Source organism: Streptomyces sp. NPDC050743 (genome assembly GCF_044456925.1).
In the GTDB taxonomy this organism is placed as follows: Bacteria; Actinomycetota; Actinomycetes; order Streptomycetales; family Streptomycetaceae; genus Streptomyces.
In genome coordinates this window covers 35,563-58,365 of the sequence record NZ_JBITGJ010000057.1, presented here as the reverse complement: position 1 = coordinate 58,365, position 22,803 = coordinate 35,563, and the positions used below count along the sequence as shown (strand labels likewise).

At 70.2% G+C, this 22,803-nt stretch carries 19 protein-coding genes and 2 pseudogenes; 4 read left to right on the top strand and 17 right to left on the bottom strand.

Annotated features, from left to right (window positions below):
* Window positions 1-928: 928 nt before the first annotated feature.
* The 7 genes from truB to rimP form a co-directional block, all read right to left on the bottom strand.
* Window positions 929-1,834 (bottom strand): tRNA pseudouridine(55) synthase TruB, encoded by a 906-nt coding sequence (gene truB / locus ACIBJF_RS36265; RefSeq protein WP_399180302.1) that lies wholly within the window; start codon window positions 1,832-1,834, stop codon window positions 929-931.
* Window positions 1,831-2,292, bottom strand: a complete 462-nt coding sequence (rbfA, locus tag ACIBJF_RS36260) for a 30S ribosome-binding factor RbfA (protein ID WP_351807095.1) — start codon at window positions 2,290-2,292, stop codon at window positions 1,831-1,833. The genes truB and rbfA overlap by 4 nt, the downstream gene beginning before the upstream one ends.
* A gap of 41 nt (window positions 2,293-2,333) precedes the next feature.
* Window positions 2,334-2,627, bottom strand: coding sequence for a DUF503 domain-containing protein (locus tag ACIBJF_RS36255; RefSeq protein WP_208898485.1), 294 nt, complete (start codon window positions 2,625-2,627; stop codon window positions 2,334-2,336).
* A gap of 192 nt (window positions 2,628-2,819) precedes the next feature.
* Complete coding sequence (gene infB / locus ACIBJF_RS36250; RefSeq protein ID WP_399180299.1) at window positions 2,820-5,888, bottom strand: translation initiation factor IF-2; 3,069 nt, start codon at window positions 5,886-5,888, stop codon at window positions 2,820-2,822.
* Window positions 5,889-6,032: 144 nt separating this feature from the next.
* The gene (locus ACIBJF_RS36245) at window positions 6,033-6,329 is read right to left on the bottom strand and encodes a YlxR family protein (RefSeq protein WP_351807097.1); all 297 of its coding nucleotides are present in this window, start codon (window positions 6,327-6,329) and stop codon (window positions 6,033-6,035) included.
* 141 nt (window positions 6,330-6,470) lie between these two features.
* Window positions 6,471-7,457, bottom strand: a complete 987-nt coding sequence (nusA, locus tag ACIBJF_RS36240) for a transcription termination factor NusA (RefSeq protein WP_399180297.1) — start codon at window positions 7,455-7,457, stop codon at window positions 6,471-6,473.
* Between the two features lie 2 nt (window positions 7,458-7,459).
* Window positions 7,460-7,978 carry a ribosome maturation factor RimP gene (gene rimP, locus ACIBJF_RS36235; protein ID WP_399180295.1) on the bottom strand — a complete coding sequence of 173 codons (519 nt, stop codon included), beginning with the start codon at window positions 7,976-7,978 and terminating at the stop codon, window positions 7,460-7,462.
* A gap of 329 nt (window positions 7,979-8,307) precedes the next feature.
* On the opposite strand from rimP, the gene ACIBJF_RS36230 reads away from it, so the two are divergent.
* Genes ACIBJF_RS36230 through ACIBJF_RS36220 form a run of 3 tightly spaced genes read left to right on the top strand, consistent with a single transcriptional unit; the run spans window position 8,308 to window position 10,260 of the window.
* Complete coding sequence (locus ACIBJF_RS36230) at window positions 8,308-8,817, top strand: hypothetical protein (RefSeq protein WP_399180294.1); 510 nt, start codon at window positions 8,308-8,310, stop codon at window positions 8,815-8,817.
* Window positions 8,814-9,308 (top strand): ferritin-like domain-containing protein, encoded by a 495-nt coding sequence (locus ACIBJF_RS36225; protein WP_399180292.1) that lies wholly within the window; start codon window positions 8,814-8,816, stop codon window positions 9,306-9,308. Before ACIBJF_RS36230 ends, ACIBJF_RS36225 begins: the two co-directional genes overlap by 4 nt.
* A 52-nt stretch (window positions 9,309-9,360) precedes the next feature.
* The gene (locus tag ACIBJF_RS36220) at window positions 9,361-10,260 is read left to right on the top strand and encodes an aminoglycoside phosphotransferase family protein (protein WP_399180290.1); all 900 of its coding nucleotides are present in this window, start codon (window positions 9,361-9,363) and stop codon (window positions 10,258-10,260) included.
* Between the two features lie 457 nt (window positions 10,261-10,717).
* Here ACIBJF_RS36220 and ACIBJF_RS36215 read toward each other — a convergent pair whose 3' ends face one another.
* From ACIBJF_RS36215 to ACIBJF_RS36170, 10 genes and pseudogenes are all read right to left on the bottom strand, one after another.
* Window positions 10,718-12,421 (bottom strand): proline--tRNA ligase, encoded by a 1,704-nt coding sequence (locus tag ACIBJF_RS36215; protein ID WP_399180289.1) that lies wholly within the window; start codon window positions 12,419-12,421, stop codon window positions 10,718-10,720.
* Window positions 12,422-12,508: 87 nt separating this feature from the next.
* Entirely contained in the window at window positions 12,509-13,039 is a 531-nt protein-coding gene (locus ACIBJF_RS36210) for a GNAT family N-acetyltransferase (protein ID WP_399180287.1), read from the bottom strand.
* Window positions 13,040-13,059: 20 nt separating this feature from the next.
* Window positions 13,060-13,908, bottom strand: a complete 849-nt coding sequence (locus ACIBJF_RS36205) for a GNAT family N-acetyltransferase (RefSeq protein ID WP_399180285.1) — start codon at window positions 13,906-13,908, stop codon at window positions 13,060-13,062.
* A 384-nt stretch (window positions 13,909-14,292) separates the two neighbouring features.
* Window positions 14,293-14,712: a hypothetical protein gene (locus ACIBJF_RS36200; protein ID WP_399180284.1), complete on the bottom strand. Its 420-nt coding sequence runs from the start codon at window positions 14,710-14,712 to the stop codon at window positions 14,293-14,295.
* Window positions 14,713-15,099: 387 nt separating this feature from the next.
* Window positions 15,100-15,453 (bottom strand): annotated as a pseudogene (locus ACIBJF_RS36195) (hypothetical protein).
* A 150-nt stretch (window positions 15,454-15,603) separates the two neighbouring features.
* On the bottom strand, window positions 15,604-16,404 hold the full coding sequence (locus ACIBJF_RS36190; protein WP_399180282.1) for a hypothetical protein: 801 nt from the start codon (window positions 16,402-16,404) through the stop codon (window positions 15,604-15,606).
* Window positions 16,404-20,708 carry an RHS repeat-associated core domain-containing protein gene (locus ACIBJF_RS36185; RefSeq protein WP_399180280.1) on the bottom strand — a complete coding sequence of 1,435 codons (4,305 nt, stop codon included), beginning with the start codon at window positions 20,706-20,708 and terminating at the stop codon, window positions 16,404-16,406. The genes ACIBJF_RS36190 and ACIBJF_RS36185 overlap by 1 nt, the downstream gene beginning before the upstream one ends.
* Window positions 20,705-21,082 (bottom strand): WXG100 family type VII secretion target, encoded by a 378-nt coding sequence (locus ACIBJF_RS36180; RefSeq protein ID WP_399180278.1) that lies wholly within the window; start codon window positions 21,080-21,082, stop codon window positions 20,705-20,707. Before ACIBJF_RS36180 ends, ACIBJF_RS36185 begins: the two co-directional genes overlap by 4 nt.
* Before the next feature lie 104 nt (window positions 21,083-21,186).
* A complete protein-coding gene (locus ACIBJF_RS36175; RefSeq protein WP_399180276.1) occupies window positions 21,187-21,384 on the bottom strand; it encodes a DUF397 domain-containing protein in 198 nt (65 codons plus the stop codon).
* Window positions 21,381-22,113 (bottom strand): annotated as a pseudogene (locus ACIBJF_RS36170) (helix-turn-helix domain-containing protein). Before ACIBJF_RS36170 ends, ACIBJF_RS36175 begins: the two are co-directional and overlap by 4 nt.
* A gap of 253 nt (window positions 22,114-22,366) precedes the next feature.
* Here ACIBJF_RS36170 and ACIBJF_RS36165 point away from each other — a divergent pair.
* Entirely contained in the window at window positions 22,367-22,786 is a 420-nt protein-coding gene (locus ACIBJF_RS36165) for an ATP-binding protein (RefSeq protein ID WP_399180274.1), read from the top strand.
* The last annotated feature ends 17 nt before the right edge of the window (window positions 22,787-22,803 follow it).

Sequence of the window (22,803 nt, the reverse complement as noted above, 5' to 3'; positions counted from 1 at the left end):
GGCAGCGGGTCGAGGCCCAGGCCCTCGGTGCGGACGAGTGCCAGGTCGCGCTCGGGCAGCGGGGTGACGGCGTCGGGGGGGGCCCCCCCCCCGGGGGGGGCCCCCCCCCCCCCCCCCCCCCCCCCCGGGGGCCCCCCCCCCCCCCCCCGCGGGGGGGGGGGGGGGCCCGCCCCCGCCCGGGGGGGGGGGGGGGGCCCGGGCGGCGGGGGGGCGGGGGGGGGCGGGGGGGGGCGCCCCCCCCCGGGGGGGGGCCCCCCCCCACGACCTGCAGCACGAGCCGGGGCAGGCCGTCGACCGTCTCGTGGCTGGTGAGGAGGGTCCCCTGGTGATCGGCGAGGAAGCCGACGCCCCGGGGGCGGCCGGCGAGGTCGCGGATCTGGACGAGGGCCGGGTCGGGGGGCGGGCCGCCGGGATGCGTGCCCGGGGTGGCCGGGGGACTTGAGGGCTCTGTGGCTTGGGTGAGACCTGTGGTGCCCGTGGTGTATCCGGTGGTGCCCGCGGCGCCCCTGTCGTCCGTACGATTCGACTGTCCCCGGCGGAAGCCGTCCGCCCTGTCGCGCATACCGTCCGCCGCCGACCGGCCACCGCTTCCGGTGCGCGGGCCCCGTCCCGCCATGGCCCGTACCTCCCCGCCCGAGCTCACGCGCACTGTCTTCCGTCGCGCTGTGGTCGACGGTAGGCGCGCGATGATCGGCGGGACAGATCGCCTGGCGAACGCGCCCCCTTCCGCTCCCCCGGTTCACTCCGAGCGCCTGCCCGGTCGGGTGAATAGGCGGGAGCCGTTGGATAACCCTAGAGGTGGGGGAACCGAGGGGGGAGCGTGGAGCGGCGGCAGGGGGCTCGCCCCGTGGCCGGCCGCCGCTCCACGGGCGACGCGCATGGGTGACACCCGTGGCAGGCGTCCCAGGCAGACGTCCCGGCGGATGTCTCAGCCGAAGACGGCCAGGCTCTTCGCCTTGCCCTTGTGGTGTTCGACGAGCGCGAGGAAGCGGCCCTCGGCGTCGAAGACGGCGACGGGACCGGCGCCCGCGTACTCCTCGGGCATCTCCAGCCGGACGCCGTTCAGCAGCAGCCGGGCGCGCCGGGGGTCCACTTGCCAGCGTGGGAACGCGGCCGCGGCGGCGTCCGCGATCGGCATCACGGTCAGCTCCTGCTGGAGCTGGTCCAGCGTCTTCGCCGCATCGATCTTGTACGGTCCGACGCGCGTCCGGCGCAGCGCGGTGAGGTGGCCGCCGACGCCGAGGCCGGCGCCCAGGTCACGGGCGAGGGCGCGGATGTAGGTGCCGGAGGAGCAGACGACGGAGACGATCAGGTCGAGGACCTGGGTGCCGTCGTCGGTCACGGCGTCCCGGACGTCGTACACCGTGAAGGAGGAGACGGTCACCGGGCGGGCGGGGATCTCGAAGTCCTCGCCGTCGCGCGCCCGCTTGTACGACCGTACGCCGTCGATCTTGATGGCGCTGACCTTGGACGGCACCTGCATGATGTCGCCGGTCAGCTTGGCGATGCCGGCGTCGATGGCGTCCCGGGTCACCTTCGAGGCGTCGGTGGACGAGGTGACCTCGCCCTCGGCGTCGTCGGTGATCGTGTTCTGGCCCAGGCGGATGGTGCCGAGGTACTCCTTCTCCGTGAGGGCGAGGTGCCCGAGGAGCTTGGTGGCGCGCTCGACACCGAGGACCAGGACGCCGGTCGCCATCGGGTCGAGGGTGCCGGCGTGGCCGACCCGGCGGGTCCGGGCGATGCCGCGCATCTTGGCGACCACGTCGTGCGAAGTGAAGCCCGACGGCTTGTCGACGATGACGAGGCCGTCGGGCGTGGTGTGCTTCTGCGTCATTCCGCGGCGTCGCCGTCCGTGTCGGTCGTGTCGTCCTCGGACGGCTTCTTGTACGGGTCCGCGCCGCCGGCGTACGTGGCGCCGGTGGCCGCCTCGCGCACCTTCTCGTCGGACTGCCGCGCCTTGTCGAGGAGGTCCTCGATGGTCCGGGCGGTGTCCGGCAGTGCGTCCGCGACGAAGGTCAGGGTCGGCGTGAACTTCACACCGGCCGCGCGGCCCACCTCGGAGCGCAGGATGCCCTTGGCGCTCTCCAGGCCCGCCGCGGCGGCCTTCCGCTCCTCGTCGTCGCCGTAGACCGTGTAGAAGACGGTCGCCTCCCGCAGGTCACCCGTGACCCGGGTGTCCGTGATGGTGACGTGCGAGCCGAGCCGCGGGTCCTTGATCCCGCGCTGCAGCTTCTGGGCCACCACCTCCCGGATGAGGTCCGCCAGCCTTTTCGCCCGCGCGTTGTCGGCCACTGGTCCGTCTCCCGTTCCTTGTTTCTTCTTGCGTTCTGTGGTCAGTCGTCTTCGCCGTGGAAGCGCCGTCGTACGGACAGCAGCTCGACCTCGGGGCGGCCCGCGACCAGCCGTTCGCACCGATCGAGTACGTCGGTGAGGTGGGCCGCGTCGCCGGAGACCATGGCGAGGCCGATGATCGCCCGCCGGTGGAGGTCCATGTGGTCCACCTCCGCCGCGCTCACCGCGTACTTGCGCTGGAGTTCGGCGACGATCGGGCGGACGACGGAGCGCTTCTCCTTCAGCGAGTGGACGTCGCCGAGGAGGAGGTCGAAGGACAGAGTCCCCACGTACATGTTGTGTGCCGGGTATACCCGCCGGTACGGGATCGATGGCCTGGGAGCCACGTTACCGCCTGGCCGTCGGTGGCTCGACCGAGTTTCCTGGTCACCGTCGGCCGCGGCGCCGCCCGCGACGCCGCACCGGAAAAAGGGGCGCTGGCCGACGGGACCTCGGTCCCGTCGGCCAGCTTCACGAACCGTGGGCCGTTACGCCCGCGGCTTCTCCCGCATCTCGTACGTCGCGATGACGTCGTCGACCTTGATGTCGTTGAAGTTGCCGAGGTTGATACCGCCCTCGTAGCCTTCGCGGATCTCGGTGACGTCGTCCTTGAAGCGACGCAGGCCCTCGATGGTGAGGTTCTCCGCGACCACCTTGCCGTCGCGGATGAGGCGGGCCTTGGTGTTGCGGCGCACCTCGCCGGAGCGGATGAGGACACCGGCGATGTTGCCCAGCTTGGACGACTTGAAGACCTCGCGGATCTCCGCCGTACCGAGCTCGACCTCCTCGAACTCCGGCTTGAGCATGCCCTTGAGGGCCGCCTCGATCTCCTCGATCGCCTGGTAGATGACCGAGTAGTACCGGACGTCCACGCCCTCGCGCTCGGCCATCTGCGCCGCGCGGCCGGCCGCGCGGACGTTGAAGCCGATCACGATGGCGTCGGAGCCCATCGCCAGGTCGATGTCGGACTCCGTGACCGCACCGACGCCGCGGTGCAGGACCCGGATGTCGACCTCTTCGCCGACGTCCAGCTGGAGCAGCGAGGACTCCAGGGCCTCGACCGAACCGGAAGCGTCACCCTTGATGATCAGGTTCAGCTGCTGGACCTCGCCGGCCTTGAGCACCTTGTCCAGGTCCTCCAGCGACACGCGGCGCGTGCGCTTGGCGAACGCGGCGTTGCGCTCACGGGCGGCGCGCTTCTCCGCGATCTGGCGGGCCGTACGGTCCTCCTCGACCACGAGGAAGTTGTCGCCCGCACCCGGGACGTTGGTCAGGCCCAGGACCTGGACCGGCGTCGACGGGCCGGCCTCGGCGACGTTGTTGCCGTTGTCGTCGAGCATGGCGCGGACGCGGCCGTAGGCGTCGCCCACCACCATCGTGTCGCCGACCCGCAGCGTGCCTCGCTGGACGAGGACCGTCGCCACGGCACCACGGCCGCGGTCGAGACGGGACTCGATCGAGATGCCCTGCGCGTCCTGGTTCGGGTTGGCCCGCAGGTCGAGCGAGGCGTCGGCCGTGAGGATCACGGCCTCCAGCAGCGAGTCGATGTGCAGACCCTGCTTGGCGGAGATGTCGACGAACATCGTGTCGCCGCCGTACTCCTCGGCCACCAGGCCGTACTCGGTCAGCTGACCGCGCACCTTGGTCGGGTCGGCACCCTCGACGTCGATCTTGTTGACCGCGACCACGATCGGCACGTCGGCCGCCTTGGCGTGGTTGAGCGCCTCGACCGTCTGCGGCATGACGCCGTCGTTGGCCGCGACGACCAGGATCGCGATGTCGGTCGACTTCGCACCACGGGCACGCATGGCGGTGAACGCCTCGTGACCCGGGGTGTCGATGAAGGTGATCTTGCGCTCTTCGTCGTTGACCTCGGTCGCGACCTGGTAGGCACCGATGTGCTGGGTGATGCCACCGGCCTCGCCCGCGATGACGTTCGTCTTGCGGATGGCGTCGAGCAGGCGGGTCTTACCGTGGTCGACGTGACCCATGACGGTGACGACCGGCGGACGGACCACCAGGTCCTCCTCGTCGCCCTCGTCCTCGCCGAACTCGATGTCGAAGGACTCGAGCAGCTCGCGGTCCTCCTCCTCCGGGCTGACGATCTGAACCGCGTAGTTCATCTCGTCGGCGAGGAGCTGCAGGGTCTCGTCGGAGACGGACTGCGTCGCGGTGACCATCTCGCCGAGGTTCATCATGACCGCGACCAGGGACGCCGGGTTGGCGTTGATCTTCTCCGCGAAGTCGGTGAGCGACGCGCCGCGGGAGAGACGGATGGTCTCGCCGTTGCCGCGCGGCAGCATCACGCCGCCGACGCTCGGGGCCTGCATCGCCTCGTACTCCTGGCGACGCTGCCGCTTCGACTTGCGGCCACGACGCGCCGGACCGCCGGGACGGCCGAAGGCGCCCTGCGTGCCACCGCGGCCACCGGGACCGCCGGGACGGCCGCCGAAGCCGGGACGGCCACCGCCGCCACCGCCGGGACCACCCGGACGGCCGGCGAAGCCACCGCCACCGCCGCCACCGGGACCGCCGGGACGACCGGCGAAGCCGCCACCGCCGCCACCGGGACGGGCGAAGCCGGCGCCACCCGGACGACCGCCGCCGCCACCGGGACGACCGCCGCCACCGGGACCGCGGCCACCGGGGCCACCGCCGCCGGGACGCGGACCCGCAGCGGGACGCTGCGGCATCATGCCGGGGTTCGGGCGCGGACCGGACGGGCCGGGACGCGGACCGCCCTGCGGACGGGGCATGCCGGCCGGGCTCGGACGGGGACCGCCCGGAGCCTGCGGACGCGGACCGCCGCCCTGCTGGCCGGGGGCCTGCGGACGGGGACCGGCGCCGGGGGCACCCGGACCGCCCGGACGCGGGCCGCCCTGCGGGCGCGGGGCCTGCGGACGGGCCATACCGGTGGAGCCACCGGAGGTGAAGGGGTTGTTACCCGGACGCGGACCGGCCGGACGGGCACCCGGACGCGGGGCCTGACCACCGGCGCGCGGGGCACCCTGGCCCGGACGGCCCTGACCCTGGCCGGGAGCACCCGGACGGCCACCACCGGGCTTCGGGGCACCCGGACGGGCGCCGGGACGCGGACCCTGCGCGGCCGGGGCCTGCGGGGTCTGGGCGGCCGGAGCGGCCGGCGGAGCGGTGAACTCCGGGGCGGCCGGAGCCGGACGCGGCGCGGGCTTGGGACCCGGCACCGGGCGCGGGCCCGGAGCCGGCGCGGACGCCGCGGGAGCCGACGGGGCGGCCGGCTGCTGGGCAGCGGGCGCCGTCGGAGGCTTGGGGGCCGCCGGCCTCGGGGCAGCCGGACGGGCCGCCTGCGCCGGAGAGGGCGCGGCGGGCCTGGGGGCGGCCTTGCGCGGGGCGGGCTTCGCGGCGGACTTGCCGTTGCCACCGCCCTGGAAGGCGTCGGTCAGCTTGCGTACTACAGGCGCTTCGATGGTCGAAGACGCCGAACGGACGAATTCACCGAGCTCCTGGAGCTTAGCCATGACGACCTTGCTCTCAACTCCGAACTCCTTGGCGAGTTCGTAAACCCGGACCTTAGCCACTTCGCTCCTTTGAGGTCCGGGTGAAGCCGGACCGTCGCTAGTTCATGGGCGTACTCATCGCGTACTCATCGAGTGCTCATCGCAATCTCGACCTGCTTTCGACTCGCGAGGTACCAGGCCGCACGGGGTTCCGTACGGCACGTCTTACGGTGTTGCCTGCTCGGCAACTGTTGTCTGCTCGACGTATCGGCGCAACGCCTTTGTGTCGAGCGGTCCCGGGACGCGCAGTGCCCGCGGGAACGCCCGGCGGCGTACCGCCTGGTCGAGACAGACCAGTGCGGGGTGTACATAGGCACCCCGGCCGGGCAGCGTACCGCGAGGATCGGGGGCGCATGCGTCCTCGATCTTCACGATCCGCAGCAGATCGTCCTTGGCCGCCCGCTCCCGGCACCCCACACAGGTGCGCTCAGGGCATGCTCCGGCATGCGTCCGGCCAGACACGGTTAAGTCTACCTCCCCGCACCGACCTCACCCCTTCGGGGGAAAAATCGAACGGCTGTTGTCGTAAACCAAGCGACCTGCGGCTTGGATCTATTCCCGGGCCGCCCCGGTCGCTCGGCGTTTATCGGGCGTTACCCGGCGTTACTCGGCCAGCTGTTCGGTGTCGGGCCGGATGTCGATCCGCCAGCCGGTGAGACGGGCGGCGAGGCGGGCGTTCTGCCCCTCCTTGCCGATCGCGAGCGACAGCTGGTAGTCCGGCACGGTCACCCGGGCGGAGCGGGAGGCCAGGTCGACGACCTCCACCTTGCTCACCCGAGCGGGTGACAGGGCGTTCGCGACCATCTCGGCCGGGTCGTCCGACCAGTCGACGATGTCGATCTTCTCGCCGTTCAGCTCGCCCATCACGTTGCGCACCCGGCCGCCCATCGGGCCGATGCAGGCGCCCTTGGCGTTCAGGCCCGAACGGGTGGACCGTACGGCGATCTTGGTGCGGTGACCGGCCTCACGGGCGATCGCGGCGATCTCCACCGAGCCGTCGGCGATCTCCGGCACCTCCAGGGCGAAGAGCTTCTTCACCAGGTTGGGGTGCGTGCGGGAGAGGGTGACCGACGGTCCGCGGACGCCCTTGGCCACCCGGACGACGTACGACCGAAGGCGCATGCCGTGCGGGTAGGTCTCGCCCGGCACCTGCTCCTGCACCGGCAGGATGGCCTCCAGCTTGCCGATGTCGACCAGCACGTTCTTCGGGTCGCGGCCCTGCTGGACCACGCCGGTGACGATGTCGCCCTCGCGGCCGGCGTACTCGCCGAGCGTGGCGTCGTCCTCGGCGTCCCGCAGCCGCTGCAGGATCACCTGCTTGGCGGTGGTGGCGGCGATCCGCCCGAAGCCCGACGGGGTGTCGTCGAACTCGCGGGGCTCCTGCCCCTCTTCCAGGTCCTCGGGGTCCTCCTTCGCCCACACGGTCACATGCCCGGTCTCCCGGTTGAGCTCCACGCGCGCGTGTCGGCGGCTTCCCTCGGTGCGGTGATAGGCGATGAGGAGGGCCGACTCGATCGCCTCGACCAGCAGGTCGAAGGAGATCTCCTTCTCCCGAACCAAGCCCCGCAGGGCACTCATGTCGATGTCCACGGCTACGCCTCCTCCTCTTCCTTCAGGTCCTTCTCGACCTTGTCGTCCTTGCGGTTGAACTCGACCTGCACGCGCGCCTTGGCGATCTCCGGGAAGCCGAGCCTGCGGCTGGTGGCCTTGCGGCCCTTGACCCCGGGAACCTCGACGTCCAGGCCCTCGTCGTCGACCTTCAGGATCCTGGCGACCAGCTCGCCGCCCTCGGTCAGCTGGAACTTCACGAGCCGGTCGGTGGCGCGCACGAAGTGCCGGTGCTCGGTGAGGAGGCGCTCCGCGCCGGGGGTTCCGACCTCCAGGTCGTACGCCGCGTCGCCCATCGCGTTGGTCTCGTCGAGCTTCGCCGAGAGCGCACGGCTCACATCGGCGATGGCGTCCAGATCAGCTCCGGAGTCGGAGTCGACGACCACGCGCAGCACCCGCTTGCGTCCGACGGAGTCCACGGCGATCTCTTCGAGATCCAGTCCCTGGGAGGTGACGAGCGGTTCGAGCAGCTCTCGCAGCCTCTCGCTCTGGGTGGTGCTCATCCGGGTGACTCCTCGGCCGCGTGTGCTGTTGTGGGATGGGTCGCGTGTCTGGTCAAAGGGTATCCGGTCGCGGGCACTGTTGCGTGCGCGTGCCTCCGGCGGCGGGGGCTGGCGCCCTCCGGTTCGGGGGCTGTTGACCGTCGGCGGGTGCGGGTTGTGGGGGGCTGGTCGCGCCCACGCGGCGGAGCCGCACATCGCTCCAGCCGCGCGCCGCTCACGGTGGGTCCACTGAGCCGGTGACATGAGGCGAGGGAATGCGCGGGTACCGTGATCACGGCGGGCCGCCCTCCCGCCCGTGTGTTCGTACGAGCCCCCCGAGGACGTCAGCCGTGCCGTACCGCCCACCCTTGCGCGCCCCCTCGGGGCCGCGCAGAAGAACCCTGCTCGTCTCGGCCGCCGGGGCCGCCCTGTTGGCGGGGTGTTCGGCTGATCCGGACTCCGGCGGCGGTGGTGGTCCGTCGGTGACGCAACGGGCACGCGCGCGTGCGGCCCGGGACAGCCGGGAACTGCTCGCCCGGTACGACGCCGTGCTCGCCGCGCACCCCGGCCTGGCGGAGCGGCTGGGCCCGCTGCGCGCACAGGTGGCGGCCCACGCCGACGCGTTCGGGGACGGTACGACGCCCACGCCCGCGAAGTCGTCCGCTTCCCCGTCCGCCGGTCCGGCCGTCCCGGCCACCGAGAAGGACGCCCTCGCCGACCTCGCCGGCGCCGAGCGCGCCCTCGCCGACCGGCGCGCCAAGGCCCTGGTGGAGGTGCCGGGCGAGCTGGCGCGGCTGCTGGCGTCGGTGGCGGCGGCCGGGGCCACGCACGCGTACCTGCTGACGGAGGGGGCGAAGTGAGCGACGAGGCGAAGTCGGCCGAACTGAGGGCGCTGCAGGAGGCGCTGGCGGCGGAGCACGCGGCGGTGTACGGCTACGGTGTCGTCGGCGGCCGGATCGGCTCGGCGCGCCGGACCGAGGCGCGGGCGGCGTACGACGCCCACCGGGCGCGCCGGGACGCGCTGACCCGCGAGGTCCGCGATCTGGGCGGGCAGCCGGTCGCCGCGAACGCGGCCTACGCGCTGCCGTTCCAGGTGCAGGACCCGGCCACGGCCGTGCGGCTCGCCGCCCGGCTGGAGGACCGGGTGGCCGGCGTCTACGCGGACCTGGTGCGGGCGGCGACGGGCGCGCGGCGCGCGTCGGCCGCCGCCGCGCTGCGGGAGGCCGCGGCGCGCGCGGTGCGCTGGAGCGGGGAGAGCGTAGCCTTCCCTGGGCTCGCCGAACGGGCCGCCGGCGAAGGGACCGGCGCGGCCGGTACGACACCGTCGGCCTCCGCCCCGGTGTCCCCGTGACGCGGTAGACGCCCGTACGACACGACCCGGACTGGAAGGGAACGACTCGCGCATGGCTTTCGAACCGCCGCCGCGCCTGGTACGGGCGCTCGGTGAGACGGCACCGGCCGGGGACGACTGGCTCGCCAGGCTGCCCGTGATCGCCGAACAGGCCGTCGCCAGGCGCGAGTTGACCGTGGAGCGGGTTCAGGTGCCGGGCGGGCGCAGCAGCCTGGTGGTGCTGGTGCGGCGGGCCGACGGCACCCCGGCCGTGCTGAAGCTGGCCCCGCCCCGGGCCCGCCCGGAGAGCGAGCGGACGGCGCTGGCGCACTGGGGCGGGCTGGGCGCCGTACAGCTGCTGGAAACCGGCGCGGAGGACGGTGTGCTGCTGCTGGAGCGGCTGCACCCGGACGTGTCCGTGCGGTCGCTGCCGGAGGCGAAGGCGCTGCTGGAGGCCGCGGGCACGCTGCGGCGGCTGTGGGTCGAGCCGCCGGCCGGCCATGTCTTCGAGACCGTCGCCGAGCGCACGGGCCGCCAGGCGGCGGCGATGCGGGCGGGCGCGGAGGCCGACCCCGAGGTGGCGCCGCTGGTCGACGCGGCGGTCGCGGTCCGCGGGGAACTGCTGGCGGCCCCGCCTGAACACCGGTTGCTGCACGGTACGTTCCGGCAGAGCAAGGTGCTGGCCGGGGAGCGCATGCCGTGGCTCGCGGTGGGCCCCGACCCGGTGGTGGGTGAGTGCGCGTTCGATCTGGCGCGGCTGGTGCGGGACCGGGTGGAGGACCTGATCGCCGCTCCGTCCGGCCCGGCGACGACCCGCCGCCGGATCAAACGGCTCGCGGAGTCGCTGGAGGTGGACCAGGAGCGGCTGCGGGGCTGGACGCTGTTCCGGGCGGTGGAGTCGGGGGTGCGGGCGCGGCGCGTGGGCCGTGAGAAGGACGCGGAACTGCTGCTGGAGTTCGCGAGCTGGCTGTAGGCGTGCGCGGCGCACTCATCGCACATGGGTGGTGGGGTCCGTCGCGGCGGCACGGGCTCCGGTGAGCGACGCGCGGTGCAGGCCGCCACCCGCTCGTGAATGGCCCGTTCGGCCTCTGCCCGCCGGCGCCGCACCGCCGCCGACATCGCCAGGCGGTGGCGTTCGCCGGCGTCCGGCCCCGCCGCGGCGCAGCCCGCCACCAGCAGCCCAGCCACCGCCATGGCTGGCGCCCTGCGCCATGTCGTTCGCAAGCGGCGAGTCTGGCTGCGCCTGCCCGGGCCGGAGCTCGACGATCGGTCGTTCACCGTCGAGTGGGACGACCGGCCAGACCACCGTCGCCGAGGCACCCGCCCGCCACGGCACCGTCTTCCGCGTCACCTTCAAAAGCCGGGACCAGGGGACGCTCTCCCGGCGGGAGGGGCGGCGCTCACGCGCGTGACCGCCGCCCTCACCGTCGTCAGGCCGTGAGGCGGGCGATCGCGTCCTCGACCGTCAGCTCCTCGCGCTCACCGGTCTTGCGGTCCTTCAGCTCCAGCACGCCCTCGGCGGAGCGGCGGCCGGCGACCAGGATCTGCGGGACGCCGATCAGCTCGGCGTCGGTGAACTTCACGCCCGGGGAGACGCCGGCCCGGTCGTCGACCAGGACGCGGACGCCCGCGGCGGCCAGCTTGTCGGCGACGTCGAGGGCCAGCTCGGTCTGCAGGGCCTTGCCGGCGGCGACCACGTGCACGTCGGCCGGGGCGACCTCCTTGGACCACACCAGGCCCTTGTCGTCGGCGCTCTGCTCGGCGATGGCCGCGACCGCGCGGGAGACGCCGATGCCGTAGGAGCCCATGGTCACGCGGACCGGCTTGCCGTTCTGGCCGAGGACGTCGAGCTTGAGGGCGTCGGTGTACTTGCGGCCCAGCTGGAAGATGTGGCCGATCTCGATGGCGCGGTCCAGCTTCAGGCCGGTGCCGCACTTCGGGCAGGGGTCGCCCTCCCGCACCACGACGACGTCCACGTACGCGTCGACCTCGAAGTCACGGCCGGCGACGACGTTCTTCGCGTGGGTCTGGTCCTTGTTCGCGCCGGTGATCCAGGAGGTGCCGGGGGCCACCCGCGGGTCGGCGATGTAGGTGACCTTCTCGCCCAGGCCCTGCGGGCCGACGTAGCCGCGGACCAGGTCGGGACGGCCGGCGAAGTCGGCCTCGGTGACCATCTCGACGACAGCCGGGGCGAAGTGCGCCTCGACCTTGTCCAGGTCCACCTCGCGGTCGCCGGGGACGCCGATGGCGACGATCTCGCCGTCCACCTTCACCAGCAGGTTCTTCAGCGTGGCGGAGGCGGGGACGCCGAGGGAGGCGGCCAGGGTCTCGATGGTCGGGGTGTCCGGGGTGGGGATGTCCTGAAGCGCGGGCACGTCCGAGGCGTCGACCGGCTTGAGCGCGTAGGTGATCGCCTCGGTGTTGGCGGCGAAGTCGCAGTTCGGGCAGTCCGCGAAGGTGTCCTCGCCGGCCTCGGCCGGGGCCAGGAACTCCTCCGACTTCGAGCCGCCCATGGCGCCGGCGGTGGCGGCGCAGATGCGGTAGTCGAGGCCGAGGCGCTGGAAGACACGCTGGTAGGCCTCGCGGTGCAGGGCGTACGACTTCGCGAGCCCCTCGTCGTCCAGGTCGAAGGAGTACGAGTCCTTCATCAGGAACTCGCGGCCGCGCAGGATGCCGGCGCGGGGGCGGGCCTCGTCCCGGAACTTGGTCTGGATCTGGTACAGGATCACCGGCAGGTCCTTGTAGGACGTGCACTGGTCCTTGACCAGAAGGGTGAAGATCTCCTCGTGGGTGGGGCCGAGGAGGTAGTCGCCGCCCTTGCGGTCCTTGAGGCGGAACAGTTCCTGGCCGTACTCGTCCCAGCGGCCGGTCGCCTCGTAGGGCTCGCGGGGCAGCAGGGCGGGGAGGGAGACCTCCTGGGCGCCGATGGCGTCCATCTCCTCGCGGACGATCCGCTCGACGTTGGCGAGGACCTTCATGCCGAGGGGCAGCCAGCTCCAGATGCCGGCGGCCGTGCGGCGGACGTAGCCGGCGCGGACGAGAAGCTTGTGGCTGAGGACCTCGGCGTCCGCCGGGTCGTCGCGCAGCGTCTTCGCCATCAACTGGGACATGCGCTGGACCGGTGCGTTCGCCATGGTTCTCGTACTCCTGCCGGGTAAGGGTGATGGCATAGGAGGTTAGCCGGGCGGGCCATGCCGGTGGAAATCGGATACGCCCCTGCTTTATCCCCGGCGCAGGGGCAGGTGGGCGCCCATCACCGCGTACGGCTTCGGCGCGCTCGGGAAGTGGACCCGGCGGGCGAGGTCGACGTAACCGAGGGAGAAGTACAGGCCGCGGGCGGGGCTGTCGGTGTCGATCGCGGAGAGGATCGAGCGGGGCTCGTCGGCGGTGTCGGTGATCCTGGTGATCAGGCGGCGGCCGATGCCCCGGTTCTGGTGGGCGGGGTGGACGTGCAGCTCCGTGATCACGAAGGAGTCGTCCAGCCAGAAGTCGTTGCCGCTCGCGCGGAGGTACGGCTCCACGACGGTGGACCACCAGTGGGTGCGGGAGTTGGGCATGCCGTAGACGAAGCCGACGAGGCGTCCGCCGACGGTCGCGCCGAGCGCCCGCGCACCCGGGAACTGCATGTGCCGCTGGACGATCTGCCGCCGTACGGCGACCTCGTCGGGCCCCAGCCCGAAGGCCACGGCCTGGACGGCGAGGGCCTCGTCGACACGGGCAGCGAGGTCCAGGGGGCCGATCACGAGGTCCATGGCGGGAGCGTACAGCGGGTTCAGAACAGGACGCTCATGAAGGCGCCGACCTCCTGGAAGCCCACGCGCCGGTACGTCCTTCTCGCCGTCGTGTTGAAGTCGTTCACGTACAGGCTGACGACCGGGGCCACGTCGGCGAGGGCATAGCGCAGCACCGCCGCCATGGCGGGGGCGGCCAGGCCCCTGCCCCGGTACTCGGGGGCCACCCAGACGCCCTGGATCTGGCAGGCATGGCGGGTCGCCGCGCCGATCTCCGCCTTGAAGACGACCTTGCCGTGCTCGTCGAGGCGGGCGAAGGAGCGGCCGGAGCCGACGAGTTCGGCGACGCGGGCCTGGTAGAGCAGGCCGCCGTCGCCGGCCAGCGGCGATACGCCGACCTCCTCGGTGAACATCGCCACGCAGGCCGGCATGATCGTCTCCATCTCGTCCTTGCGGACGCGGCGGACATAGGGGTCCGGGGCGATGTCGCCGGGCATGCGGTCGGTGACCATCAGGGGCTGGTGGGCGCGGACCTCGCGGGCGGGACCCCAGTGGGGTTCCAGCAGGCGCCACAGCGCGGATGTGGGTTCGGCGGGGCCGACGATCGAGGAGCAGCGGCGGCCGGCCCTTCGCGCCCGGTCCGCGAAGGCGCGGACGGCGCGCGGGGTGGCGCAGACCGGGACCAGGTTGGCGCCCGCGTAGCACAGGGACGTGAGCATGCCGTCCTCGTACCAGCCCCACATTTCGCCGCCGAGCCGCCACGGGTCGAGGCCCGCGACCTGGACCCGCGAGGTCACGAAGGCGTTCGCGACCGGATCGCGGTCGAGGACGGCGAGCGCGGCGTCAAGGTCGCTCGGTTCGAGCACCCGTGAGGTGGTCTGGGTCAACACGTGCGGGGCCTCACCCTGGGGGTTCTGCTGGTCCCGGCACTGTACCTCGTGGGATTGTGCGGCGCCTCGGGGTGAGGAAAGGGGGACCTACCTGCGAGGAAGCTCTCGGCGCGGCTCTTCCTGGACCTCTTTGCGCGCCTCGGCCGGGCAGCAGTACGACACCGAAGGTGATCTCCTCCTGTCCCGGCAGCTCGGGTCCTCCCGCCCACCGTGTCGTCCAGGGGCGCCAGAGTCCTTATTATTCGGTCACCCTGGCTCGCGTACCACAGGTCCTCGAACCGTTCGAGTACGGCACGAACCTCAGAGCACGCAGTACGCCTGGCCAGGCCGGCGACTTCGACGCAGTCGTTCCCCTCGCTTCCGCCGGAGAAGGATGAAGAGAGATCAGACGGAGTAGGGGTAAACCTCGATCCGGGGTGTCGTGAATTCGATGAAGTCCCCGACTCCCGGCCTGAGTGCCTGGTCGGGCTGCGTGGAGTTCAAGGGGTCCGTGAACTCCACGAGAACGATGTCGGCGCCGACCCGGATAGCCGTCACGGAGTCCTCGTCCACGGCGGCCACGGCACCCCTGATCCGGACCGGTGATCCCGGTGCGTCCGATGCCACCACGTCCGGTCCGTCGACGATGGCCCACTGGTCGATCTCATCTGGAATCTCGATCTCGGCATTCACAGGCATGCCCACCCGTGGCATCTCGGACCCACACCACTGGGCCCATGCCAGTCCGCAGGCGCTACTGAAGGCGACCATGGGTCTTTTCCCGCTCTCCCCGCTGGGTGAAAAGTCCAGAATCTCAATGTGCATTACTTAAGCCCAGTGGTACTCGAGTGTTGTCCACAATCAGGTTTCCACATGGACCAGCCGTCGTGCCTCACAGGGTGCTTGGGGGTGCCGACCAGGTCGGTGATGCTGGCGAAGAAGCGGGAGTCGATCTCGTCCTCTGGCGCATCCGCTGCGGTGATGCGTTCCCGTTTGGGCGAGTGGGCGGAAGCCCTGGTGGTCCCAGGTGAGCCGATGAGGTGGTGGTTTGCTCGCAGAGGGTTTGCGTCCCGGTTCCAGCCGAAGCAGCCGGGGAGGCGCAGCGCCAGCGCACCGCCTGGCCCTGCATTCGGGCCGAGTGGATCAGGCCGGTAGGGGGCAAGGCGCGTGCCAAAGGAAGCGTGGTGTCGGTCGAGACGACACGGATTCCAGCTACCCAGTCCAAGACCGCACCGATCGGAGGAACTCCCTGACTTCACCGATGGTCGTCTGCCACTCAGAGATCTCCTGCCCGTCCTCGTCGACCGTGGACCGCGGTTCCACGAAACGCCAAGGCTCGTCCGGGGTGAAATCCTCTGCGATTCCTTCAAGGAAAATAATCGAGTTCTGGACGTAGACGAGACTTCCCGACCGGCAGAGGGGCCAACAGAAAACAAAGTTCCTGTTCGTCGGATCCATGATGGATTAAATGAGGCACGATACCGCATCATCCGCTCGTTCGAGAACCTTCAACGCCCTGACCCAGCTGGCCTGATAGCGTTCCACATCCCAGTAGGTCAGATCCATCGGAAAATTCTCTCCAAAGTCCCGCACCGTAATGCGGCCGACCGCCCCGACGCCGGCCTCGGCTTCGGCGGGCGATGGGACGGAGACGACCCGAATGGAGAATGTGTCACTTCTTGAGGTAGTTGAGCGGGGCATAGTAGCGCGACGAGCTCATTCCGCGCCCGCGCGACGGAAGTGGCCCCAGACATCGCGCACGGCTGCCGAAAGCTCTGCGGCGGACAGGTCGCCAGGTTCTCGCAGTTCTGGTTCGACTTCGTAATCTTCAAGGAGCATGAAAATATGGTCGAAGAGATCTGCGAGAGGCCCCTGGATTCGTTCACCGTTCATTTGAGAGGCACGCCGCGCCTCCCACCAGGCATGCGCGAACTCGGGCGCTGTGCACGTCCCGTCCGCCAACTGGTCGAGCAGGTTCAGTTGGCGTGCCGCAGAGCTTCCGGGAGTTACGTCTGACGGATGGGACCATGCCCTCTGTCGAGCGGGGTAGGAATCTGCCACAGTTACCAGGCCAGGATGCCGACGCTCGAGGGAGCCCGCATATCGACGGAACCGTGTGCGAGCCGCGTCCGTGCCTTCACCGACCGCAGAAGCCATGAACTTATCGGTCCCACCGACAAGTGCGTACCCCGCTTCCGGGAACAGCACGGCTCCCTGGAGGTCGGGCGTGTAAATGACAGACGGTGGTGGCACGTCCGCGTGACCCAAATCCACTGAGAGTCTGGATACGGTCTCATCACCGGTCACAGCGGTACGATTCTCAAGGAGCACCCACAAGACATGCTGCACCCCGACAGCTCGACAGCCGGACGCTATTCTGCGAATCAGCGCCGTGTCCATGCGTGATCCTGTCGGCACCGGTGCGACCGTCTTGCCCCGCAGCCATGACGGCGAGAAGGACCCTTCCGGGGTGAGGATGGCGATGAGAGCCGGCTCTTCTTCGTTTTCTGCGTTCATCACCACAGGAATCCCTTGTCAACAATCCCCTGAAACTGCTTATCTCCCAATTTCCAAGCAGACCAGAACTTTCCATCGGAATGCAGCATCACCATCTTCTGTGATGCCGGATCAATAAATCCGACCGCAGGTCCTTGATTGCGGTAATTGAAACGGTATACCTTCGTTCCGTCTGCGGTCATGTGCTCACGCATGGCGTCTTCGAAACGCTGCAGGTTTGCCTTGTTCAGATTTCCGGGGTTGTCGAGGAAGTCTCCGGCATGAGCATGGAACTTCTTGCTCATTGTCTTCTGGCTGGAGAAATCCGCTCTGTCTGCCCAACCTCCTCGGGCGCACGGCGCAAGCCCGAGTGGGTCAGTCCACTCCAGAGGATTGTGGACATAGCTTACTGGATTTGGCGCCGGGGCGAGACCCAGCAGATCCGGAGTGAGGTAGCGAGCCGCCTCGGGATCGTAGTGGCGGAAGAAATTGTAGTGAAGGCCGGTTTCCGGGTCGTAGTACTGGCCCGGGAAGCGCAGGGGTGTGTAGGTCGTGCTGTTCGCTGCCCATGCCGTCGTGCCCCAGAGGGTGCTTCGGGTGCGCCAGGCGATGTCGCCCTGTTCGTCAATGAGTTCGTTCGGGGTGCCGACCAGGTCGGTGACTATGGCGAAGAAGCGGGAGTCGATCTCGTCCTGTGGCGCATTCGCTGCGGTGATGCGTTCCGTTTGGGCGAGTGGGCGGAGGCCCTGGTGGTCCCAGGTGAGGGTGACCGGGTTGGGGAGGGCTGCAGAGGTGGTGGTCTGTTCACAGAGAGTTGTGCCGTCCCAGGTGAAGTCCACCCGCTCCAGCACCGTTTCCCCGTCCTCGGCCAGGCGGAGCTTTGCGGTGCGGCGGCCCAGAGGGTCGTAGGTGTAGCGCCAGCGGATGCCATCTGGGGTCACCACCGATGTGAGTCGGTCCTCGGCGTCCCACTCGTAGCGCCAGGTGTCAGGCTTCCGCGACAGGCGGGTTTTCTGGCGGAGGGTGATGCGGCCCAGGGCGTCGTGTTCGTAGCGGACGGTGCCGGCTCGGGTGATGCGGGTGCCCGTATAGGTGCGGGGTCCCGTTGCCTCCGTGCCCGGGTGGTTCGTCGGCCAGGTCGCTTCTGTTTGGTTGCCTGCTTCGTCGTAGGCGTAGCGCTCCGTCCAGTTCGCCGCATGGACTGCTGTCACCCTGCCCGTCGTGTCCAGGTCGAAGCGGCGGGTGCCGGACAGGTGGTCGTCGATTCCGATGACGTTGCCGTCGGCGCGGTAGGTGTATGCCCTGCTTTGCAGCGTGCGGCCTTCTGCGCCGGTCACCGACTGGGTGGTCAGGCGGCCCAGAGGGTCGAAGGTCTGCTGCAGGTTGATCGTTTCGCCGATGTGGCGGGTCAGTTCGCGGCCGGCTTCGTCGTAGGCGAAGTCGATCGTGCGACCCGAAGCCACCATCCCCGTGCGGCGGCCCGCCGCGTCGTACGTCCAGGTGGTGACGGCTCCTGTGGGCGTCGTGCGGCCTGTGCGGCGGCCCACGGCGTCGTACGTGTACGTCACCGTGCGGCCGTTGACCGTCTCCGAGTGCAGGCGGCCGTAGCGGTCGCGCAGCAGGCTCAGTGTGGTGCCGTCCGGGCCCGTGGCCTGGGCGAGGTTGTCGGTGAAGTCGTAGGCGTAGGTGGTGGCGGCGCCTGCGGCGTTCTTGGTGGTGACGCGGCCCAGGGCGTCGCGTTCGAAGGTCGTCACCTCACCGAGAGCGTTCCGGCGTGAGGTCAGGCGGCCCGCCGGGTCGTATTCGTATGTCAGCGTGCGGTCGTCGAAGTCCGTCTCCGACAGCAGGCGGCCGGCGCCGTCGTAGGCGTACTCCCAGGTCAGGCCCTGGGGGTTCGTGACCTTCGTCAGGCGCAGTTCCGCGTCGTGGGCGAATTCGTAGCGGACGCCGTCCGGGCCCGTGCGGGCCGACAGCAGGTCGAAGTGGGTGTATTCGAAGTGGGTGACGCCGCCCAGGGGGTCGGTGTGGCTGGTGCAGTTGCCCTCGCCGTCGTACGTCCAGCTCTCCGTCGTGCCGTCGGGGGCCGTGCGGCGGGCCAGGTGGCCTTCCACCGTCCATTCCAGCTGGGTCGTCGCGCCCGTCGGGTCCGTGACCGCGACTGGGCGGCCGAAGGCATCCCGGGTGTAACGGGTGACCGCGCCCAGGGGGTCGGTGACCTCGATCGGCAGGCCCGCGTGGTTGCAGGTCACCCTGGTCGTGTGACCCAGCGGGTCCGTCACCGACGTCAGATGACCGGCCTCGTTGTACGCAAACTGGGTGGCCTGGGACGCCGGGTCCGTCACCGACGTGCGGTTGCCCCGCTCGTCGTAGGTACGGCGGTGGGTGTTGCCGTCGGGGCCGGTCACCTTCACCGGCAGGCCCAGGTCGTTGTACTCCGCCCTCGCCTCGCGGCCGTCCGGACGGATAACCGAGAGCAGGTTGCCCTCGTCGTCGTAGCGGAACGTCGTCGTGTGGCCCAGCGGGTCCGTGATCGAGAGCAGGCGGTTGTAGCGGTCGCGGGTGAAGTGAGTGGCCGCGCCCAGCGGGTCTATCTCCGTGACGACCTGGCTGCTGGCGTTGATGAGGTAGCGGCGGGTGTGGCCCTCCCCCGTCACCGTCGTGGTGACCCGGTGGCCGGTCGCCGGGTCCGTTTCGTCGTACGACAGACGCAGCGCCATGTGGCCGTGGGAGCCGCTCTCGGCGATGCAGCGGTCCCGGTCGTCGTACTCGTAGGTGTAGCTGCGGTTGTTCGTGTCCGTCCAGGACACCACCCGGGCGCGGTCGTCATAGCCGAAACGCAGGGGTAGGCCCGAGGAGTTGATGACCTCCGTCAGGTGGCCTTCGGGTGAGTAGGCGTAGCGCTTGATCTCCTGGTCCGTGCCGTCCGGGGCCGCGCCCGCCAGGTGCAGGGCCGTGACCCGGTCGCCGGCTGTCGTGATCTTCAGGCGGTAGCCGCCGGAGGAGTCGATCGCCAGCGGGGTGCCCTCGGCGTCGTACTCGAAGGTCAGCCAGTTGCCGTTGCGGTCGTCTATCTGTGCCAGGACCGCGCGGTCCTCGCCCTGGTCGGCGAAGTGCCACACCCGGCCCGAGCGGGGATCGGTGACCGTGTAGCCGCCGTCGACGCGGGCCAGGGGCCAGCGGTTGCTGCCATGGGTGGGCAGGGTCGGGGCGCCGGGCTGGGGGTGGGGGTAGGTGAGGAGGAGGCCGTCCTCGGTGACGAAGATGACGCCCTCTGCGTCGATCACCAGATGCTGGTCGATCGTCGATGACCAGGACGGGCCGAACCAGTGGCCCAGGCGATAGCCGGACTCCACACGGCGGGTGAAGACCAGAGGGAGCGTGCCGGGGAGTACGACATCGGTCTGCGGCAGGTACATCTTGCCGGTGACCAGGTCCACCGGGTCGGTGTTGTCGTCCTGGACCTTGTTGCCCGGGTTCTCCGCCACGCCCTCCGGGTCCTCGCCCGCGGCCTGGCGGGCCGTGCTCCGCGCGTCGCTCGCGGCCACGTCTCCCAAGCCGTCGAGTTCGCTGGGCAGCGCGCGGGCGCCGGGTATGGAGATGCCGTCGAAGAGGGCACCGAAGCCGCCCGCCTCGCCCGCGACCTTGGCCATGGCGCCGGCACCCCCGAACATGCCGCCGAACACCATCCCGGACGTCGCCGCGTCGCTCGCCTCGTCCAGGCTGAAGCCCTTGCTCTCGCCGGTGGCGATGGCGACCGGCTGGCTGACGGCCAGGTCCACGGTGACCGACTCGACGCCGCCGATCGCGGCCGTACTCAGCGTGGTGCCCGCGATCGTGGCGATCTCCGTGGAGACCTCGACGCCCAGGGTCCCGGCGAGTTCCACGATGCTCGCGGTGGCCGCGGCCGCCGCGCCCTCGGAGATACCGGCCGTGAAGATCGCCAGCGCCGTGCCCGCGACGATCGTCGCGCCGACGATCTCCAGCTCGTGCTCCAGGTGCGTGACCGCCTTGTGCACGGCGTCGGCGTACTTGTCGAGCGCCTTCGCCATGTCCCGGGCGGCGTCGGCCATGTCCTTCAGCCAGCCATGGCCGTCGTGGTAGTAGCGGCGCCAGAACGGGTCGTCGAAGGCGGAGATCGCCTCGCCCTTGTTGTCCTCGATGATGTGCCGGGCCGATTTGTTCGCCGCGGACAGCACGTCCTCGACGTCGTCGGCGAAGGCCCGCCAGGCCTTGGCCGCGTCCCGCAGTCCGCCCTCGTCGGCCGCCGGCCACCACATGCCGGTGAGATCCTGGACGATCTCCTTCGCCTTGTCCGCCGCGCTCACTTGGCCTGGCCCCCGCCCTGCCCGTGGCCCTGTACATGGATCCGGCTGAACATCGAGCGGACGAGCTGCTCGTTGTCGATGTGGCCGTCCGCCATGTCGCTCATCGCCTCATGGATGCTGGCCAGGCCCTGGGCGAGGATGTCCGCCGCGTGCTCGATCTTCGTGACGTTCGGGCCGTAGGCGTTGTGGAACTCCTTGCCCTGCTTGTCGTCGCCCCATGGCGAACCGGCCGCCGCGAGCGCCGTCTTGAGCTTGGTGAGCGCCTTGGTGAGATCCGAGCTGTGCGTCTGGAAATGCGGAGCCGTCTGCTTCAGATCGGCGATCTTGATGTCGAGTATCTTGCCGTCGCCACCGCTGCCGACCTGGTCACCCATGGTGCCGCGCCCCTCCCCGTCAGTCTGCTCACCAGCCCGAAAACACTAGTTCTAAGGACGAGTTCGCAATCGGGAGCGGCACCAAAGGGGCGGTAAAGCTCCGCTCAAGCTTGGACAAGATCGAGGAGCGCCTGCCAGGCGGCCGGGGGCAGAGCGAGAGTGGCTGCGGTGGCTGGGTTCTGCTTGGAGTCTCGTACGTGGATGGTGGTGGGGCTGGTGGCGACCTCTACGCATTCGCCGCCATCACCGCTGCTGTAGCTGCTCTTGAACCACACCAGCTCTGTCGGCTGATCAACGTTCATGTCTCTCCCAGCAACTTCCCTACAAAGGCCAGCGATTCACGTGGCGTGAGGGCCTGAGCGCGCAGGAGACCGTACTGGTCCTCCACTTCCCTGACCGTCGCACGGTCCGTGAAGAGGCGGCTGGCCCTGTACGCCGGTACATAGGCGATCCTGCGTCCTTTCGCCGTCTCGATCAAGTGAACGGACCGTTGAGGGAGGCGTGTTCGTCGCGATCGTCCGGCATCACCTGGATCTCCACGTTACGCCGCTGACCGACAAGCAGGATGTGCTCCAACTGGCCACGCCAGACGGCCAATCCACCCAGTCTCCTACGTACGACGGCCTCCTCCATCACGAAGGTCATGGTGGGCGCCGGTTTCGCGCGAAGATGTCCTGGCGGGCCAGCCGTGCCGTCACCCGCTGCTCGATCGTCTCCTCGTCCAGCGGTGGCCGCCACATGGTGAACACCGCCCGCGCGTAGTCTTCCGTCTGCAACAGACCGGGTACGGCCTGCACGGCGAACACGTGCAACGCGACTGCCTGCTTCTCCAGCGCCGCCGCATCCCGGAAGAACGCCGGATACTGCGCCGTCTCCATCTCCTCGATGAAGTCGACCAGCACCCCGCGTGCGTTCAGCACCTCGTCGGCCTGCATGATGAACCTGGCCGGCGGAATGCGCCTCCCCTGCTCGAACGACGCGATGGTCGCCGCCGAATAGCCAGTACGAGAGCCGAGTTCCGCGCGTTCCATGCCCGCCTGGGTCCGCAGACGCTTCAACAGCCGCCCGAAGACGAGCGGGATGCCTGAGCCGGGCTCCGGCTCCGGCGCTTCCTGGTTTTCCGGTGTTCCTTGCGCTTCCTCGCTCACATACACCCCCAATACCCCCACGCCACCGCCGGTCACGGCGCGCCCGCGTACAGCCCCACCCCACGCTCGTACAACCCGTGTTGGTCAAGGTGCGGCCGCTGTTCAACGTTACTGAGCGTGCGCAAACGTAAGCGGCATGAAGTCGGAAATCTCCACCCGCGAATTCGCCATGCGCTTCACCTCCACCCCACGCGGCGCCCGCCTCGCCCGGCGGCTCGTCTCGTACCGGCTGGACGAGTGGGGGCACGCCTACGACGGCCCCGTGAACGAAGCCGTCACACTGATCGCCGCCGAGCTCGTGGCGAATGCGGTCCGGCACGGGCACGTACCCGGGCGGGACTTCCGTCTCCAGCTCACCGAGTCGGCCGGCACCCTGCGTCTGGAGGTCGCCGACACCCGTACCGAGCGGCTGCCCGAGCTGCGGGTCCCGGCCGACGAGTCCGGGCGGGGGCTGCTGCTGGTCGAGGCGCTCGCCGACAAGTGGGGCGTCACGCCGCTGCAGCCCGGCAAATCCGTCTGGGCGGAGGTATGGCTGAGTCCCGCCACCCAGCGGTGACGGGACTCACGAAAGCC